This window comes from Alphaproteobacteria bacterium PA2 (assembly GCA_002256425.1).
GTDB lineage: Bacteria > Pseudomonadota > Alphaproteobacteria > Caulobacterales > Caulobacteraceae > Phenylobacterium.
The window spans coordinates 1043157-1059956 of sequence record NKIZ01000001.1 but is presented as its reverse complement, the minus strand read 5'-3'; the positions used below and the strand labels follow the sequence as shown (position 1 = coordinate 1059956).

Below are 16800 nucleotides of genomic sequence, written 5' to 3'. Positions count from 1 at the left end.
GGAGCCCTGCCAAGACTTGGCGGCGCCGGGATACCCGGCTGGATCAGGGGGACGGCGGCGCAGGCATGGTCTTTAGCTCCATCATCTTCATCTTCTATTTCCTGCCGGTCTTCCTGCTGGGCTACTACCTGGCCGGCTGGCGGACAGGCGCCCTTCTGGTTGGCAGTGTGGCCTTCTATGTCTGGGGAGAAGGCCCATACATCTTCCTGCTCGGCGGGTTGATATTACTGAACTATCTGGCGGCGATCGGCATAGACCGCCTATCGACCGGAGGTCGCCGCACCGCCCTGGTCGCAGCGACAGTGGCCATTGATTTCGGCGTTCTGGGCATCTTCAAGTATGCAGGCTTCCTGGCTCACAACCTCGACGCCCTGCTGCCGGGATCTCCCCTGCCCGAGGTTACCCTGGCCCTGCCCCTGGGCATTTCCTTCTTCACCTTCCAGCTGGTCAGCTACCTGGTGGATGTCGCCCGGGGCCAGGTGAGGGCCGAGAAGGACCTGATCAGGTTCTCAGCCTACATCCTGATGTTCCCGCACCTGATCGCCGGGCCGATCGTCAGATACGCCGACATTGTCGACGAAATGCATGCGGACCGCCGCAAGTCGACCCATGTGGGACTTGGAATCCAGTACTTCATTATCGGGCTTTGCCAGAAGGTGCTGGTGGCCAACCAGGTGGCGCCCCTGGCGGACTATGCCTTCGGCGCCGCCACCCTGGATGGCGGCAGCGCCTGGCTGGGGGCCCTGGCCTATACCCTGCAGATCTATTTCGACTTCTGCGGCTATTCCAACATGGCCATCGGCCTGGCCTTCATGCTGGGCTTCACCTATCCGAAGAACTTCAACTACCCCTATGCAGCGGCCTCGATCACCGACTTCTGGCGGCGGTGGCACATTTCGCTCTCATCGTGGTTCCGGGACTATGTCTACATTCCCCTGGGCGGCAACAGGGGTGGGCTGGCAGCCACGGTCCGCAACCTGCTGATCGTCTTCCTGTTGACCGGTCTATGGCACGGCGCGGCCTGGAGCTTTGTGGTGTGGGGCCTCTATCACGGGACCTTCCTCATGCTGGAGCGCTTCGGCCTGGCCCGCATTCTGACCGCCTTGCCAAGGGTGGTGCGCCACGCCTACGCCCTACTCGCGGTCATGGTCGGTTGGGTCATTTTCCGCGCTCCCGACCTTCCCGCCGCCGGACAGTACCTGGCCGCCATGTTCGCGCCGAAGGCTCTGTGGCAAGGGGAAGTCGACGTCCTGGTCCTGCTCAATGCTGAAGTGACAACCGCCCTTTTCCTGGGCGTGATCCTGGCATTTCCAACCCTTCCCGCCCTCCTTGATCGCCTTAAGGCGCCGCGGGCCGACTCAGGTGCGGCTGTTGAAGACACCCGTGCAGCGCACATACTGCCGGTCCTTGTCCTGATCCCGGGCCTCATCCTGAGCGTGGCCCACCTGGTCAACAGCTCGCTCAATCCCTTCCTCTATTTCAGGTTCTGACATGGTCTCGTCCCACACCTGGCATTGGCGGGCGCTGATTGGACTGACGGTCCTGACCCTGGCGGGCGGCTTTCTCCTGCCGAAAATTGCGGTCGCGCCGGAATTGGACGAGCAGCGCGTCCTGGCGACCCTGCCCGCGCCGATCAGAGGCCCCGGCGATCTTGAGGACTATCGCAATGAGCTGAACGCCTATGTCGCAGATCGCTTCCCTGCGCGCCCCTATCTCATCGGCTGGCTGAACGCAGCGCGCATGCCCTTTGGCGTGTCGGGCTCCGGGAAGGTGATCGTCGGAAGAGACGGGTGGTTGTTCTACGACAACGACACTCATCTCGGGGAAATCCGGAATGATCCGCCCCTGGGCGCGCCCACCGCCCGGGAGGCCATGTATCATCTCGCAGGTCGGACAGAGTACCTCCAGCAGCGCGGCATCAAGTATCTGGTGGTCAGCCCACCACAGAAGGAAGCCCTCTATCCGCAGTTGGCGCCTTACTGGTTCAAGGCCAGCGCCCAGAGGCCCGCCATGGTCCTGCCGGGCATGGCCAGAGCCGCCCAGGCGGGCGACATCCTCTATCTGTATGACTTCCTGCAGGAACCGGCGAAGTCATCTCCGGGTCTGTTCAGCCGGCACGACACGCACTGGACCGGGCTGGGCGCGCACTACGGCTATGTGGGCATGATGAACCGGCTGAAGGCGATGGGGGTCGGCGAAGACCCTCGGCCCCTTTCCGACTTTCAGGCCAATCCTGTCGCCCTTTGGGGTCCGCGGGATCTGGCCATGATGCTGGGTGTCTCCAGCTTCGTGAAACTGACCTACCAGGACCATAGCGACAAGCAGGCGGAAGGGCGGCTGAACACCATTTTTCTGGGCGAGAACCGTAGCTGGACCGGGCCACAGGTGGTCGACACAGGTCAGGCCGGAAAGCCCGTCCTGATGATGAGCCGGGATTCATTCTCCAACGCCCTGGTTCCATTTCTTTACAGCCATTTCAGCCGGCTGATCCTGACGCACAATCAGGATGGGACCTGGCGCGAGGACCTGATCAACCGGTTTCATCCTGATGTGGTCGTGCTCGAGGTGATCGAGTCCGGCATTCCGGCGTCCCTTGGGGACGGCCCCCAGCCCTCGGAGGCCGCCAAGGCCCGGATCGACGCCGTAGTGAAGGCGCAGTTCCCGCTCCAGAGCATGCCGCGGTAAGTGGGAACCGGTTTTCGCGACAAACGCGCTCTAGGTCGCTGGCCTGTCCTGCCCCAGACGCCAGGCGGCCAGGACTGCGGCGAGCGCCACAGGAAGCGCGGCAATGAACACCCAGAATCCCGCGGCCCTGGCGCCTTCAGCCGTAAATCCGTGAGCGAAGCCTGACAGGTTTGCAACCGCAGCAGCCATGGCGGCGCCAGCAGCATTGCCGGTCTGTCGGACAGTTGATCCCGCGGCGGCGCCAATACCGCGCTCATCCTCGGGCAATGCGCCTAACAGGCGTTGGCTCATGAAGGCCGATGACAGGCCAAATCCGCCGCCCAGAATTATGCCCGCAATGCCTGCCCCGACAACGGATCCAGTCGGAAATACCAGGGCGCTGATCCCCACCCCCAAAGCAGCCACGGCGACCCCAAGTCTGATCATCCGACCCGGCCAGACCCCTGTGAGGTGTGCAACCATCAATCCGGCCAGGGTCCAGGCGACCGCCTCTAGGGCAATGACATAGCCGGCCGTCAAGGCGCTCAGTCCGGCAAGGGTCTGCAGGATCGCCGGACCGTAGACGGAATACCCCATTGAGGCGCAGGTGATCAGGAACATGGCCACAAAGCCGGACCCCGGAACAGATCGCATGTCTCCCGCGGAGATGGGCAGAAGTCGCACAGACTGGCGGCCATCGTGCTTGACCGCCAGGACCATCAATCCAAGTCCAGCGAGGACCAGGCCAAGGGAAAGCGCAGGGCTGCCGGCGATATCAGCCATGGCGATTGCGGCCACGCCAAGAGCGATCAGGCCGAGCGTACCCCAGGCGATCTTGTGTTGCGCATTTCCGTCATCGCCCTTCGGCAGCATGCTCATGGCCGCACAGGCGACGGCAACCGCCTGGATCGCGAAGCTCCAGAAGACCCAGCGCCAGACGCCCGCGTCGGCGAAGACGCCGCCAATCAGGGGACCCAGCAGGCTGGCGACACCCCAGACGGAAGTGATGGCCGCATAGACCCTCGGCAGGGTGCGGCCGGGAAACATCAGACCGATGGCGACGGAGCAGAAACCGACGACCCAACCCCCACCGATCCCCTGAAGCAGGCGGCCGGCCAGAAAGGTCGCAATGTTCGGCCCCGCCGCGCTCAACACACAGCCAAGGGCGTACAGCATGGCTGACGCCGCCGTCGCCCGTCGCAGCCCGAACCGGTGCGCCAGGACCCCTGCGCTGGCGCCGGCCAGAACCGCCCCCAGCAGATAGCCCGCCGTCGCCCAGCCAAAGAACGCATAACCGCCAAGCGCCTTGCCAACACTGGGCATGATGGTCGCCGTGACCAGACTGTCAGCAGCATTCAGCCAGACCCCCAGGCAGATGAGGACAAAGAGCGGAAGCCGCCCCTCGCCCAGGACATCGGCCCAGCCGCCCTCCTTGGCCATCAGGTCCTGGCCTTGGCCGCGCCGGGGATGGCCATGGGAAAGTCCTTCGACCAGTGAACCGCGGTGCCGCCAGCTACATACCAGGACACAATCAGGGCGCAGATCAGTGTGGCGGCCAGATGGGACCGCGTCCGCCGCCAGGTGAAGACCGTGACGACCGCCAGGGACGTCATCAGGGGCACGAACTGGATGGCGACAATGATGTTGAGGGGTTCGGTCGGCGTCAGCAGCATGCCGGTGGCGAACAGGGTCCCGTACTGGATCAGCAACAGGACCGCGAAGCCGCCGGCCATGGCGACAATCGCATAGCCATACTGGGCCGCAGCGCCTTCGGAGCGGGGCGGAAGGACTGCCGTAAGTGCGCGGATCGTCACCCAGAAATAGACCAGCCAGGGGACCAGATAAGCCAGGAACATGCCGAAATGCGCCCCGTCCAGGGGCTTGAGACCCAGAACCCAGAAGCGGAAGTCGACCTTGAAAACCAGATCAGCCAGAACGAGGGACAGGTAGCCGACACCAACCGTAAGGCCTGCGAACCAGCCATCCCGCAGCCAGGCCAAAGGCGCCTTCGACTTCCCTGTCCGCAGGACCACGGAAACCACTACCGCCAGGACGGCATTGAGCAGGGCCCAGACCACCAGCTGGTTATGGATGTACTGCGGAAACAGACGCATGGGGACAAACAGCCCCCCCAGCTTCATGAAGGGGAAGAAGGTCAGGGCCGGCAGGGCGGCGGTGACCGCCAGGCCCAGCCAGCGCGAGGGGCCAGGCTTTCCACCTGCGGGTTCCTCAAGAGCGTTGAAGCCTTCGACCACAGGCTGGGACAGGACCTGAAAGGTTCCCAGCATCAGGATCACGAAGCCGACGAAAGCGGTCAGGGTACCGACCTCCTTCCAGATCCAGATCTGGTCTGATGGATCCCTGGGAGAGGCCGCGCCGGATAGCGTATTCTGGAACCAGTCGACAGCCCGGCCGACCCCCGCCTTCGAGAAGTGTTCCCAGGGATGGGTGATCGGCGGATTGTAAAGCACGCGTGCGGTCCCGGCGGCGACATCGCCATAGACCTTGCCCTCGATCACGGGTTTGTCCGTGCCGAACAGCTTCTGGATGCCTGGCGTTCCGGCGATGTCCGAACCCTTTGGGGTCTTCCACATCAGGCCGGCAAATTCGTCAAACTGGCCGAAAACCAGGGCGAGGTTGCGGGGAAGTTGCGTGTTTACGGGGACCGAGGGCCCGAGGAGTCCTGGTGAAGACCCTTCAAGGACAGTGGCCTTGTAACCCTGCGGTTGGGAGATGGCCGCCATGTAGACTGGGGCGCCGCCAAGGCTGTGCCCTTCCAGGCCGATATTGTTCCGGTCCACCCCGGGAACCGACTGGAGATAGGCCAGGGCCGCAGGGCCTCCAAACCCGTTGGCGCCGACATTGCCGGTGGAATAGCCGTGCCCGGTCATGTCCATGGCCAGAACCACAAAGCCGCGACGGGACAGCTCGATGGCGAAGGGGCTCTGCATTTCACGGGTGTTGATGTAGCCGTGACTGACCAGCACTGCCGGCGCCGGGTGGGCGGCGTCCACCCCCCGCGGCGTGTAAAGCAGGCCCGACATGACCACGCCTTTCGGCCCCGGGAAGCGGACATCGGAAACCTTGACCCCGCCGGAGGTTTGTATGGCCCAGGCGAGGATCGAGCCGGCGAGCACCAGCAGCAACCCCAGTCCCATCAACCCGTATCTGCGCAACATGTCAGCTTCCCCCACTTGTCATTGGAGCGACTATGGCCGGGGGAATGGCGCGGGATCAAAGAAATTCAGAGACGGGCAGGCGCCCCGATGGGGTGCAGTCTGCGAAATCTGGCGGTCAGGCCTGCTTTTCCGTATCCGCCTCCGCCGTCAAACCTGCTAAACCTGCCGCAAGGAGAGGAGACCACGGTCTTGATGCCGTCGCCCACAGCCGGAATTCGCGGGCAGCGAAGCCTGTTGAGACAGATCCGTGAGGCTTTGGCCTCAGGCGGGCCGGCTCAGGCGCGTCTGGATATGGTGGTGCGGATCATCGCCCAGTCCATGGTGGCCGAGGTCTGCTCGCTCTACATGCGCCGGGCGATCGGCGACATGGAACTGTTCGCCACCCAGGGTCTGGATCCCAACGCCGTCCACGTCACGCGGATGAAGCCCGGCGAAGGCCTTGTGGGCGAAATCATGCGGCTGGGTCGCCCCCTCAACCTGTCCGACGCCCCCAACCATCCGGCCTTCTCCTACCGGCCGGAAACCGGCGAAGATCCGTTCCACGCCTTCATGGGCGTGCCCCTGCTGCGCGGCGGGCGGGCGATCGGCGTCCTGGTTGTCCAGAACCGCACCGAGCGTGTCTATTCCGACGATGACGTCGAGGATCTGCAGATCGTCGCCATGGTCCTGGCGGAAATGGTGGTGGGCGGCGAAATCGCCCAGGCCGGCCCGCTCAGCGGCATTGATCTGGTTCCGCAGAAGCCTGAGCGCCTGAAGGGCGCACGGTTCGCCGATGGTCTGGCCCTGGGCGTCGCCGTCCTGCACGAACCCCCTGTCGCCCCCAGCCAGTTGCTGGCCGAGGATGTTGGAGCGGAAGACGCCCGCCTGAAGACCGCCATTTCCGAGCTTCAGGCCCAGATCGACTTCATGCTCGAAGGCCAGCACGGTCTGGTGGAAGCCAGCTACGAGGTGCTGGAAACCTACCGCATGTTCGCCCACGACCGCGGCTGGAACCGCAGTCTTGAGGACGCGGTGCGCAATGGCCTGACGGCTGAGGCGGCTGTCGAGCGGGTCCGCTCCGAACACAGGGCGCGACTGGGCCAGGCCCGGGATCCCTATCTCCGCGAACGCCTGCATGACTTTGAGGATCTGGCCGACCGACTGCTCCGCCACCTGTCCGGCGAAGGTGGCAAGAAGCGGGACCTGCCCGAGAACGCGATCCTGATCGCCCGCAATCTGGGGCCTGCCGACCTGCTGGAATACGACCGCACCCGGTTGAAGGGGCTCTTGCTGGAAGAAGGCTCGGCCGCCAGCCATGCGGCGATTGTGGCCCGGGCCCTGGACATTCCCTGCGTCGGCCGCCTGGCCGGCCTGCGCGACAGGGTCTCGGAGGGCGACCCTGTCATTGTCGACGCCGAAACCGGCGAAGCCTATCTGCGGCCGCGTCCGGACGTCATCAAGGCCCTGCAGGCGCGGATCGAAGTCCGCCAGCAGAGACGCGCCGAGTTCGCCAAGCTGCGCGACACCCCGGCCTTCACCCGCGACGGCGCGAAGATCAGCCTGTTGATGAACGCCGGCCTCGACGTGGATCTGGACATTCTGGACGAGACCGGCGCCGAGGGCATCGGCCTGTTCCGCACGGAATTCCAGTTCATGGTGGCCGAGGAAATGCCCAGGTTCAACGCCCAGGCCGCCCTCTATGAGCGGGTCATGGACGCCGCCGGCGACCGCCCGGTGACTTTCCGCACCCTCGACCTCGGTGGCGACAAGGTGCTGCCCTATCTTGAAGCCGAGCGGGAGGACAACCCGGCCCTGGGCTGGCGCGCCATTCGTATGGGCCTGGATCGACCGGCCCTCCTGCGCCTCCAGTTGCGGGCGCTGATCGCCGCCTCGAAGGGCCGTGCCCTGAAGATCATGTTCCCGCTTGTGGCCAGTGTTGATGAGTTCAGGGCCGCCAGGGCCCTCGTTGACCACGAGGTGGCCTGGGCCCAGAAGCGCGGGCGACCCGCTCCCCTGCGCCTCGATGTCGGCGCGATGATCGAAGCGCCGTCCCTGGTCTGGCACCTGGACGCCCTTCTGCCGATGACGGATTTTGTCAGCGTCGGGACCAATGACCTGATGCAGTACATGTTCGCGGCGGACCGGGGTAATCCCCGGGTGTCGGATCGTTATGACTTCCTGTCGCCCCCCGCCCTGCGGGCTCTGGAAACGATTCAGAAGGCCTGCGCGGAAACCGGAACCCCGGTCTCGGTGTGCGGGGAAATGGCCGGACGGCCGCTGGAGGCCTTTGTCCTGGTCGCCCTGGGCTTCGAGGGCCTCTCCATGCCGCCCGCCGGCATTGGACCCGTCAAGCAGATGGTCCTTTCCTGCGATCGTGAGGCCGCACGCCGAGGGGTAACCGCCCTGCTGCGCAGCACGGCCGGTTCGATCCGCAATGAGGTCGAAACCCTCGCCCGCAAACTCTACCTCGCCATCTAGCACCGCCGTGACGAGCCAAGCCGGGACAGACACGCCTTCGGGACCGACCCTGATGACCGGCCCCAATGTCGGGGCGGCGCTCAAGGCCATTCGGCTCTACAGGGGCCTCTCCCTGGACCAGCTGGCCGAAACGACCCGGGTCCGGGGGGCGTATCTGGCGGCCATAGAGAACTTCCGCCTCGATCAGCTACCCTCGCGGCCCTTTACGGTCGGCTATGTCCGCGCCTACGCCCAGGCCCTGGGACTGGATGGCGAAGCCGCCGTCGAGCGGTTCCGGGCGGACGATCCCCTGCTCAATGAAGGTCTCGCGGCGCCGATCGGGGTCGACAATTCCGACCGGCGCATCGGCGCGATTGTGGTCGCCGCCATCATCCTGGTCGCAGGCATTGTCGCCTGGAACATCGCCCAGCGCACCGCCATGGAGGATGCGCCGCCTCCACCCTCGGCGCCCGCGAGGGCTATTGCAGCAGCGACGCCAGTGGTGACCAAGGGCTTTGTCGAGCTGGGGGCGCCCCTGCCCGCACCAGTGGAGTCCACGGCGCCCGCGCCCTACGAGACTCCGGGTCTGGCAAAGGCCATGAGCGATGCGAATTCTCCTGAGGCGAGCGAACCGCCGGCAGATCCTGTAGTCCCACAGATGAATCCACGGTTCGAAGCCAAGGGTCCCATACTCGGTGCGACGGCCGCAGAATCCCGGGTCATCGTCCAGGCCAGAAAGTCGGCCTCGCTGATTGTCAGGGGGCCAGACGGCGCAACCTATTTCGCAAGACAGCTGGCGGTTGGGCAGGCCTATCGGGTTCCCAATGTCAAAGGCCTCACCCTGGAAGCTTTCGACGCCGGCGCACTTCAGATATTTGTAGCCGATGAAAGTCGCGGCGCCGTTCCCGTCGGCAAGAGTTCAGTGGCCCAACTGGCGCCGAGCCCCTAGATATAGCCTGTCATGACCGCACACGATCACACCCACATTCGTCCCTGGCGCGCCATCGAACGGCGCGTGTCCCGCAAGATCCGCGTCGGCAATGTCGAGGTGGGCGGCGATGCGCCGATCACGGTCCAGTCCATGACCAATACCCTGACCTCTGACGCCGGGGCGACCATTGACCAGGTCCGCCGGCTGGAAGAGGCCGGCGCCGACATCGTCAGGGTTTCCTGCCCGGACGAGGCCTCCACGGCAGCCCTGCCGACCATTGTGAAGGCCGCCAAGGTCCCGATCGTCGCGGACATCCATTTCCACTACAAGCGCGGGATCGAAGCCGCCAAGGCTGGCGCGGCCTGCCTGCGGATCAATCCCGGCAATATCGGCCGCCCTGACCGGGTGCGCGATGTCATCCAGGCCGCGCGGGATTATGGCTGCTCCATGCGGATCGGCGTCAATGCCGGCTCCCTCGAACCCCACCTTCTGGAGAAGTACGGCGAGCCCTGCCCCCAGGCCATGGTGGAGAGCGCTCTGGATCATGCCCGGATCCTGCAGGACCACGACTTTCACGAGTTCAAGATCAGCGTGAAGGCCTCGGACATCTTCATGACCGTGGCGGCCTATCAGATGCTGGCCGAGGCCATTGACTGCCCCCTGCACGTGGGCGTGACCGAGGCTGGCGGAACCCGGGTCGGGACCGTGAAGTCCTCCATCGGCATGGGCAATCTACTCTGGGCCGGAATAGGCGACACCATCAGGGTCAGCCTGGCGGCGGACCCGGTCGAAGAGATCAAGGTCGGCTTCGACATGCTGAAGTCGCTGGGCCTGCGCCACCGTGGGGTCAATATCATCGCCTGCCCGTCCTGCGCCCGTCAGGGCTTCAATGTCATCCAGACGGTCGAGGCTCTGGAGCAGAGGCTGGCGCACATTTCCACGCCCATGAGCCTGTCGATCATAGGGTGCGTGGTGAATGGACCCGGAGAAGCCCTGATGACCGATCTCGGGTTTACGGGCGGGGGCAAGGGATCAGGAATGGTCTACATGGCCGGAAAGCCCGACCACAAGATGGACAACGACCACATGGTCGATCACATCGTCGAACTGGTGGAAGCCAGGGCCAGGGAACTCTCCACCCAGTCATAGGCCTGTGACGCAAAAATGACGTAGGCGTCACCCCTTGCGGAACACCCCCGAGATTGCTTAGGTGCCGGCATCAATCACGGAGGACACAATGTCCGCAGACGGCAACTGGAAGATCACCATCAACTCCCCCATGGGCGCTCAGACCATCGAAGCGACCCTGACCACCAATGGCGACACCTTCACCGGTTCGACCAAGGGTCCGATGGGTGAGCAATCTGTCGAAGGCAAGGTCGACGGCGACACCCTGACCTGGTCAGCGGCGATCACCTCGCCCATGCCCATGACCCTGGAATTCTCCGCGACCGTCAGCGGCGACACCCTCAGCGGCAATGTGAAGCTGGGCGCTTTCGGCAATGCTCCGCTCTCGGGCGTGCGCATCTAAGCCACGCGCTCACCAGCGTTACGATCTGCGGCGGGTCGATCCGGAAGGGTCGGTCCGCCGTTTTCGTTTCAGGCTCAGGAATCCAGAACCACGCCGGACAGGCGCGCCCGACGGGCTGCCCCAGCCCTCAGGAAGGCTTCCGCCTCAGCTGTCAGCGCCCAGCGGTGCTTGCCAGGTCCAAATGGCCGGCGGAACAGAGGCTGGACATTGGTCGTCAGGGCTTCAGGACTGGAATGGGCGTCGAAGACAGCGACAGCCCGGGCGCGAAGGGTGTTGTCCACCGGCGCGGCGCGGTTCTCTCCCAGGGATGCGATGACCTGCTCCCGGGGCGCGCTGCCGCCCAGACGCAGCAGGACTTCACAAATCTCCGCCACCAACGGGTCCACATGTTGTGGACGTCGGCGCGGGCGTCTGTTCTGGGGGTCGAGGATCGACGGCATGGGCGGGACCCTAGGGCCATCGATCAAAGGTTAAAACCGACTACGCCCCTGCCGCGAGTGGGATTCACCCCTCAAAAGAAGCAGCAACCTTAACCGGCGCGCCGCCAGCCCACGGTCGGCGCGCGTTCGGCCAGAAGAGCGGCGACATCGTCGGAGTGGATCGGGCGGGAGAACAGGAAGCCCTGAATATTGCCGCATCCCGCGCGACGCAGACCATCACGCTGGGTGTCGGTCTCCACGCCTTCAGCAATGACATCGAGATCCAGGGCGCGGGCCATTTTGACAATGGCGCCAACCAGGGCCTCGGCGTCCTTTTCAACCCCAAGATTGATCACGAAGGACCGGTCAATCTTGATCTTGTCGATCGGATAACGCCGCAGATAGGCAAGGCTGGAATAGCCGGTGCCGAAATCATCCAGGGCCAGGGAGAAACCCATGCCCCGCAGTCCGGCAAGGGTGCGGTGAACGATCTCGTCGTCAACCAGCAGGACACCCTCGGTGATTTCCAGTTCGATCTGATTGGGGTTTGCCCCGGCGTCCTTCACCATCTGGGTGATCTTGCCAAGGAAGGCCTGGTCCCGCAGCTGGACGGCCGAAACGTTGACGGCGACACTCAACCCCGGCCAGCGCCGGCTGTCTTCGAAGGCCTGACGCATTGTGAAATCGCCAAGGCGCTCTATGAGACCGCACTCCTCGGCAATGGGTACAAACAGGCCAGGGGAGATCGGGCCCCGCTCCGGGTGGGTCCAGCGTACCAGGGCCTCAACCCCGACCACACGGCCGGCCCCGTCAGCCTGGGGCTGGTAGACCATGGTGAGGCTCTCACTGGCCAGAGCGGCGCGCAGATCGGCTTCCAGGGCCCGGCGCTGCTTCAGCGCCTGATCCATCTCGGGCTCATAGAAGGCATAGCGGCCCCGGCCATTGGCCTTGGCGCGATACATGGCCAGGTCCGCCTGGCGCAGGATTTCACCCACTTCACAGGTCGGGTCGCTGATCAGGGTCGCCCCCACCGAAGCGCCGACAAACACGCGTCCTGCATCCAGATCAAAAGGCTGCGAAATTGCGTCAATGACCCTGTCGGCAAGGATGGCGATACTGTTAGCGGAGGCGCCGACTTGCAGGATCGCAAACTCGTCTCCACCCAGACGGATAACCGTATCCGTCACGCGGCATAGGGGGCCGATGCGCGAGGCGACGGCGGCGATGAGATCATCTCCGGCCTGGTGACCGAAGGTGTCATTGACGTCCTTGAAGCGATCAAGATCCAGGGACAGCACGCCAACGATCGGGCCATCCCGTCTCTGGTGGGCAAGGGCCTGGGCGACACGGTCGTTGAACATGGTCCGGTTCGGCAGGCCCGTCAGGGCGTCATGGAAGGCCATATGCAGGGCGCGGGATTCGCTAGCGACCAGGGCCTGGGAAGCCCGGTGGGTCTTGAGCAGAAGCTGAATGGCGCAAAGCGCCAGAAGCACCAGAACAGCCAGAACCGGCGGCACGGTATTGGCCAGCATCTGGCGGCCGGGGGTCAACGGCGTCCAGTCCAGTCGCGCCACATCACGGGCATGACCATCCTTCAGCAGGAAATGCCCTTCCTTTGGCTCGTCCAGATGCAGATTGATGATCGGTATGTGCAGTCCGGTCAGCAGGAAGCGGTCGCTGAACGCCTTGATGAAATTTTCGTCGAGATCTTCGGCCGCCACGATGATGGGCGCCGGACCTTTTAGGGTTGCCCGTCCAAAGTCGGGCTGCACCAGACTGACGGTCACCAGGATCGGCTTGCCATCCAGCAGGGCTATGGCGCTCTGCTGGATCGGATGGGAAATGATCCGCTCGTAGGGCTTCTGCGCAAGAGGCAGTTGCCGTGCAGCTTCTTCGGCCCGGACATGGTCGATCAGGGGCCGGATATCGCCGGCGAACCGGTTGTAGAACCGGGTCGAAACATCGTGGCCCTTGACCATGGCGTAGAGCGGTCGATCCTGGCTGTCCAGGATCACTGCCCGCTCCAGTTTCAGGGAGTTGTAGAAGAACTGGCCGATATTGGCGCTCGCCCAGGAGGGATCATACTGGACCCCGAGGTTCAGGAGCGCATCGTCCCAGTTGACCTGGCCTTCGATGCGGGTTTCCTGGTCCCGGATCCATCCTTCGATCCCGTGGGAAACCAGTTGCTCTTCGCGGGCAACGGCCTGCTGGTCAGCCCGGCCGGCAATGCTCACAAAGGAAGACACAAGCAGCACAGCCCCCGCCAGCCCCACCAGGAGGAGGAGGAGAAACCGGAGCGTTGCATCAGACGGTCTAGACGGCATTTACCTGGCCTGGGGAGGAGGCAGTTGGTGTCATGTAACCACGAACGACTTAACGGAAGGTAGTCAACATATTGTTTTGTAAAACGAAATTCCCATGTTTGGTAAACCCTGAGGTAACCATGCCAAGAGACATGCGCGGTCGGTAGGTCGACACCCGGGGGATCAGACCTAAAGCGCCTTGCTGGTTGGCTGGCCTGGATTGCGGTGACTGGCCTCCTGACATTGGCAGACCGGGCGGGGCGGAGTAGAAGGCGGCCTCCCGTTTGAACGAGTTATCACACCGTGCGTCTGCCCCAAGCCCGTCTCGATCAGGTCCTCGACCGCTTCCGCGAGATCGAAGCCCGCATGGGCGCCGCGACAGACGGACCCGAGATCGTGCGCCTCTCCAAGGAACATGCCGAGCTCAAGCCCGTGGCCGACGCTGTACTGACTCTGGCCCGGGCCAGGGACGAGGCGCCCGAGCTTGAGGAAATGCTCGCCTCCGGTGACCCGGACATGGCGGAACTCGCACGGGACGAACTCGACGCCCTGAACACCCGCCTACCCGAGCTTGAGCGCGAGGTCGCCCTGCTGCTGGCGCCCAAGGACAAGGACGAGAACGCCTCGGCCATTCTGGAAGTGCGGGCCGGAACCGGCGGCGACGAAGCCGCCCTGTTCGCCGGCGACCTGTTCCGCATGTACCAGCGCTATGCCTCGACCCACGGCTGGCGGGTGGAAATCGACTCGGTCTCCGAAGGCGAAATGGGCGGCTACAAGGAAATCATCGCCGCCATCACCGGCGACGGCGTCTTCGGCCGGATGAAGTTCGAGAGCGGCGTCCACCGGGTTCAGCGGGTTCCCGAGACCGAAGCTGGCGGCCGCATCCACACCTCGGCCGCCACGGTCGCTGTCCTGCCCGAAGTGGAGGACGTGGACATTGTCATCAATGACTCCGACCTGCGGATCGACACCTATCGCTCATCCGGCGCCGGCGGCCAGCACGTGAACAAGACCGACTCCGCCGTGCGCATCACCCACCTGCCCACCGGCATTGTGGTGACCAGCTCGGAAAAGTCCCAGCACCAGAACCGCGCCCGCGCCATGAAGGTCCTGCAGGCCAGGCTCTATGACCAGAAGCGCGAGGCCCTCGACACCGCCCGCGCCGACGCCCGCAAGAGCCAGGTGGGTTCCGGCGACCGCTCAGAGCGTATCCGCACCTACAACTTCCCGCAGGGCCGCGTCACCGACCACCGCATCAACCTGACCCTCTACAACCTGGCCAAGGTGATGGAGGGCGAGTCCCTCGACGACGTGATCAACCCCCTGATCGCGGAAGATCAGGCGGCGAGGCTTTCGGCGCTCGAGGACGAGTTCGGGTAGGGTCGCTGACCTCCCGCAACGGATTTGAACTTCCTTCAGTGAAGACGCCCGGGATGAAGTCCATGTCTGACGAAGCCGCCCGTTCCGCCCTCAGCAAGGTCCCGGCCGTCACCCTGGGCTTCTGGGCGATCAAGGTCCTGGCGACCACCCTGGGCGAGACGGCGGGCGACACCCTCAGCATGTCCCTCAACCTTGGCTATCTGCTGAGCACGGGGATCTTCCTGTCCCTGCTGGTGGTCCTGGCCCTCTGGCAGATAGCCTCGGATCGGTTCAGGCCGACTCTTTACTGGGCGACCATCATCGCCTCGACGACGGCAGGTACGACCCTGGCGGACTTCGCCACCCGGTCGATGGGGGTGGGCTATCTCGGTGGCTCCCTGATCCTTGCAGCGGGCGTCATGCTTTCACTTGCGATCTGGCGCTGGAAGCTGGGGGCGATATCCGCTGACGACATCCACGCTCCAGCCGCCGAACGGTTCTACTGGGTGACCATCACCCTTTCCCAGACCCTCGGCACAGCCCTGGGCGACTGGACAGCCGATACCGGCGGCCTGGGCTATCTGGGCGCAGCGGCGGTGTTTGCAGGCTTGCTGGCTGTCGTGGCGGGGCTCTACTACCGGACATCGATCAGTCGGATCGCCCTGTTCTGGGCGGCCTTTGTCCTGACCCGTCCCCTGGGCGCTGCTGTCGGCGACTGGCTGGACAAACCTCTGGACCATGGCGGCCTGGCCCTCAGCCGACCGGCAGCCTCCGCAGCCCTGGCCCTCGCCATCATCACCCTGCTCTTCATCCTGCCCCAGCGGGCCGGACGCCAGGGACAGGCCTGACTACTTCCGGGTGATGGCGGGATCTGTCGATGCCGCGATTGCAGGCAATGAAGCCCTGAGATCCAACATCGGTTGCTGCGAGACCCTGATGCCGCCACTCAGCGGCCGATCAACGTCAAGTATCAGCGTGATCGCAATTGTCAGCAGTATCAGGAGCACGGTCGCTGGCCCCCGGTGTCTCTGACCGCCGGATTCCAGGACATATCCCAGCATTACGGCCGATAGGACGACGTAGAGCAGGAGCATGCCCAGCAGGCGCTCGGGCAGATGGGTGCGTCTGGTTTCCGCCCTGGTCGCCGCGAGATCGAAACTTTCGTTCAGGGACTCCATCAGTCCACGGGTGATCTGGGGCTCGGGGTCCGAGCGAAGGGCCTGACCTGTCATGGTCCAGATGCGCCTCTGCAGGGACGCGGTTCCCTCAACACTGTCTGAATGGGATTCCAGCAGGGACCAGGATATCCGCGCCTCAACATACTGGCCCAGAGCGGTCACGAGATCAGACCTCAGCGGCTCCTGCAGGAGGTCTGCGCGCAGAAGACTGGTGCCGATGGCGTTTGCTTCAGCCATGACCAGGTCACGGCGGGATTCATACCGTTCAAGGGCCAGTGAGAAGGTGAAGCCAAGCAGAAGCGCCAGGAGACCCAGAACGGCTGAAAGCAGGTAGTCCGGGCTTTGCAGGCCCTCGGAATCCTTGCGACGCCTTGCGACGGGAATGCGATAGCCAAGTTCAAGTGCCGCGAGCAACAGGACGAATATGGCGCAGGAGACAAGAAGCAGCGGCGCCGTTGCTGACCATGCCATCTCAAAAGTCCATCAAAGTGGCCACGGAGGCGCCAGCCTGGGTGGTAAGCAAGGGGTTGCAGCTACCTCGCCGGAATTCGCACAGTGGGCAACCCCCGCAGTGAAAACCCCTCAGAAGATTGGTCTGTTGCTTCTGGCATTGGCCCGCTTGCCCGGCGCCGACTACTTCTTCGTAATCGGCGTCAGGAAGGACTTGGTCTCGGTTGTGGCCTTCACCTTGGCCGTCTTCGGCTTGCGGACTTCCTTGTTGGACTTCTTCTGACCCTTGGCCATGCCGGTCTCCTGGTGCGCCTTTCGGCTCTGGGTCAGGCCCAGCCCTTTGACGTCCG

14 protein-coding genes are annotated in these 16800 nt (G+C 64.2%); 8 read left to right on the top strand and 6 right to left on the bottom strand.

Annotated elements, in window-relative coordinates:
* Window positions 1-65: 65 nt before the first annotated feature.
* Window positions 66-1490, top strand: coding sequence for a hypothetical protein (locus CFE28_05100; GenBank protein OYU69433.1), 1425 nt, complete (start codon window positions 66-68; stop codon window positions 1488-1490).
* Window position 1491: 1 nt separating this feature from the next.
* Complete coding sequence (locus CFE28_05095; GenBank protein ID OYU69432.1) at window positions 1492-2685, top strand: hypothetical protein; 1194 nt, start codon at window positions 1492-1494, stop codon at window positions 2683-2685.
* A 30-nt stretch (window positions 2686-2715) separates the two neighbouring features.
* Here the strand turns inward: CFE28_05095 and CFE28_05090 are convergent, their stop codons facing one another.
* Window positions 2716-4104, bottom strand: coding sequence for an MFS transporter (locus tag CFE28_05090; GenBank protein ID OYU69431.1), 1389 nt, complete (start codon window positions 4102-4104; stop codon window positions 2716-2718).
* A complete protein-coding gene (locus CFE28_05085; protein OYU69430.1) occupies window positions 4104-5843 on the bottom strand; it encodes an alpha/beta hydrolase in 1740 nt (579 codons plus the stop codon). Before CFE28_05085 ends, CFE28_05090 begins: the two co-directional genes overlap by 1 nt.
* A gap of 192 nt (window positions 5844-6035) precedes the next feature.
* On the opposite strand from CFE28_05085, the gene ptsP reads away from it, so the two are divergent.
* The 4 genes from ptsP to CFE28_05065 all read left to right on the top strand — a co-directional run bounded on the left by ptsP (window position 6036) and on the right by CFE28_05065 (window position 10741).
* Window positions 6036-8300 carry a phosphoenolpyruvate--protein phosphotransferase gene (ptsP, locus tag CFE28_05080; protein ID OYU69429.1) on the top strand — a complete coding sequence of 755 codons (2265 nt, stop codon included), beginning with the start codon at window positions 6036-6038 and terminating at the stop codon, window positions 8298-8300.
* The gene (locus tag CFE28_05075) at window positions 8257-9228 is read left to right on the top strand and encodes a cell division protein FtsQ (GenBank protein OYU69428.1); all 972 of its coding nucleotides are present in this window, start codon (window positions 8257-8259) and stop codon (window positions 9226-9228) included. Before ptsP ends, CFE28_05075 begins: the two co-directional genes overlap by 44 nt.
* 12 nt (window positions 9229-9240) lie before the next feature.
* On the top strand, window positions 9241-10359 hold the full coding sequence (locus CFE28_05070) for a 4-hydroxy-3-methylbut-2-en-1-yl diphosphate synthase (GenBank protein ID OYU69427.1): 1119 nt from the start codon (window positions 9241-9243) through the stop codon (window positions 10357-10359).
* A gap of 88 nt (window positions 10360-10447) precedes the next feature.
* On the top strand, window positions 10448-10741 hold the full coding sequence (locus tag CFE28_05065; GenBank protein ID OYU69426.1) for a hypothetical protein: 294 nt from the start codon (window positions 10448-10450) through the stop codon (window positions 10739-10741).
* Between the two features lie 74 nt (window positions 10742-10815).
* Here the strand turns inward: CFE28_05065 and CFE28_05060 are convergent, their stop codons facing one another.
* Window positions 10816-11118: a hypothetical protein gene (locus tag CFE28_05060; protein ID OYU69425.1), complete on the bottom strand. Its 303-nt coding sequence runs from the start codon at window positions 11116-11118 to the stop codon at window positions 10816-10818.
* A gap of 152 nt (window positions 11119-11270) precedes the next feature.
* Entirely contained in the window at window positions 11271-13484 is a 2214-nt protein-coding gene (locus CFE28_05055) for a bifunctional diguanylate cyclase/phosphodiesterase (GenBank protein ID OYU69424.1), read from the bottom strand.
* A 282-nt stretch (window positions 13485-13766) separates the two neighbouring features.
* Here CFE28_05055 and CFE28_05050 point away from each other — a divergent pair, with 282 nt between their 5' ends.
* Both CFE28_05050 and CFE28_05045 read left to right on the top strand, forming a co-directional pair.
* On the top strand, window positions 13767-14843 hold the full coding sequence (locus tag CFE28_05050) for a peptide chain release factor 1 (protein ID OYU69423.1): 1077 nt from the start codon (window positions 13767-13769) through the stop codon (window positions 14841-14843).
* A gap of 62 nt (window positions 14844-14905) precedes the next feature.
* Entirely contained in the window at window positions 14906-15670 is a 765-nt protein-coding gene (locus CFE28_05045) for a hypothetical protein (protein ID OYU71564.1), read from the top strand.
* Here the strand turns inward: CFE28_05045 and CFE28_05040 are convergent, their stop codons facing one another.
* Together CFE28_05040 and CFE28_05035 are read right to left on the bottom strand one after the other, a co-directional pair.
* Complete coding sequence (locus CFE28_05040) at window positions 15671-16471, bottom strand: hypothetical protein (protein ID OYU69422.1); 801 nt, start codon at window positions 16469-16471, stop codon at window positions 15671-15673.
* Window positions 16472-16633: 162 nt separating this feature from the next.
* Window positions 16634-16744 (bottom strand): hypothetical protein, encoded by a 111-nt coding sequence (locus CFE28_05035; protein OYU69421.1) that lies wholly within the window; start codon window positions 16742-16744, stop codon window positions 16634-16636.
* Window positions 16745-16800: the final 56 nt, after the last annotated feature.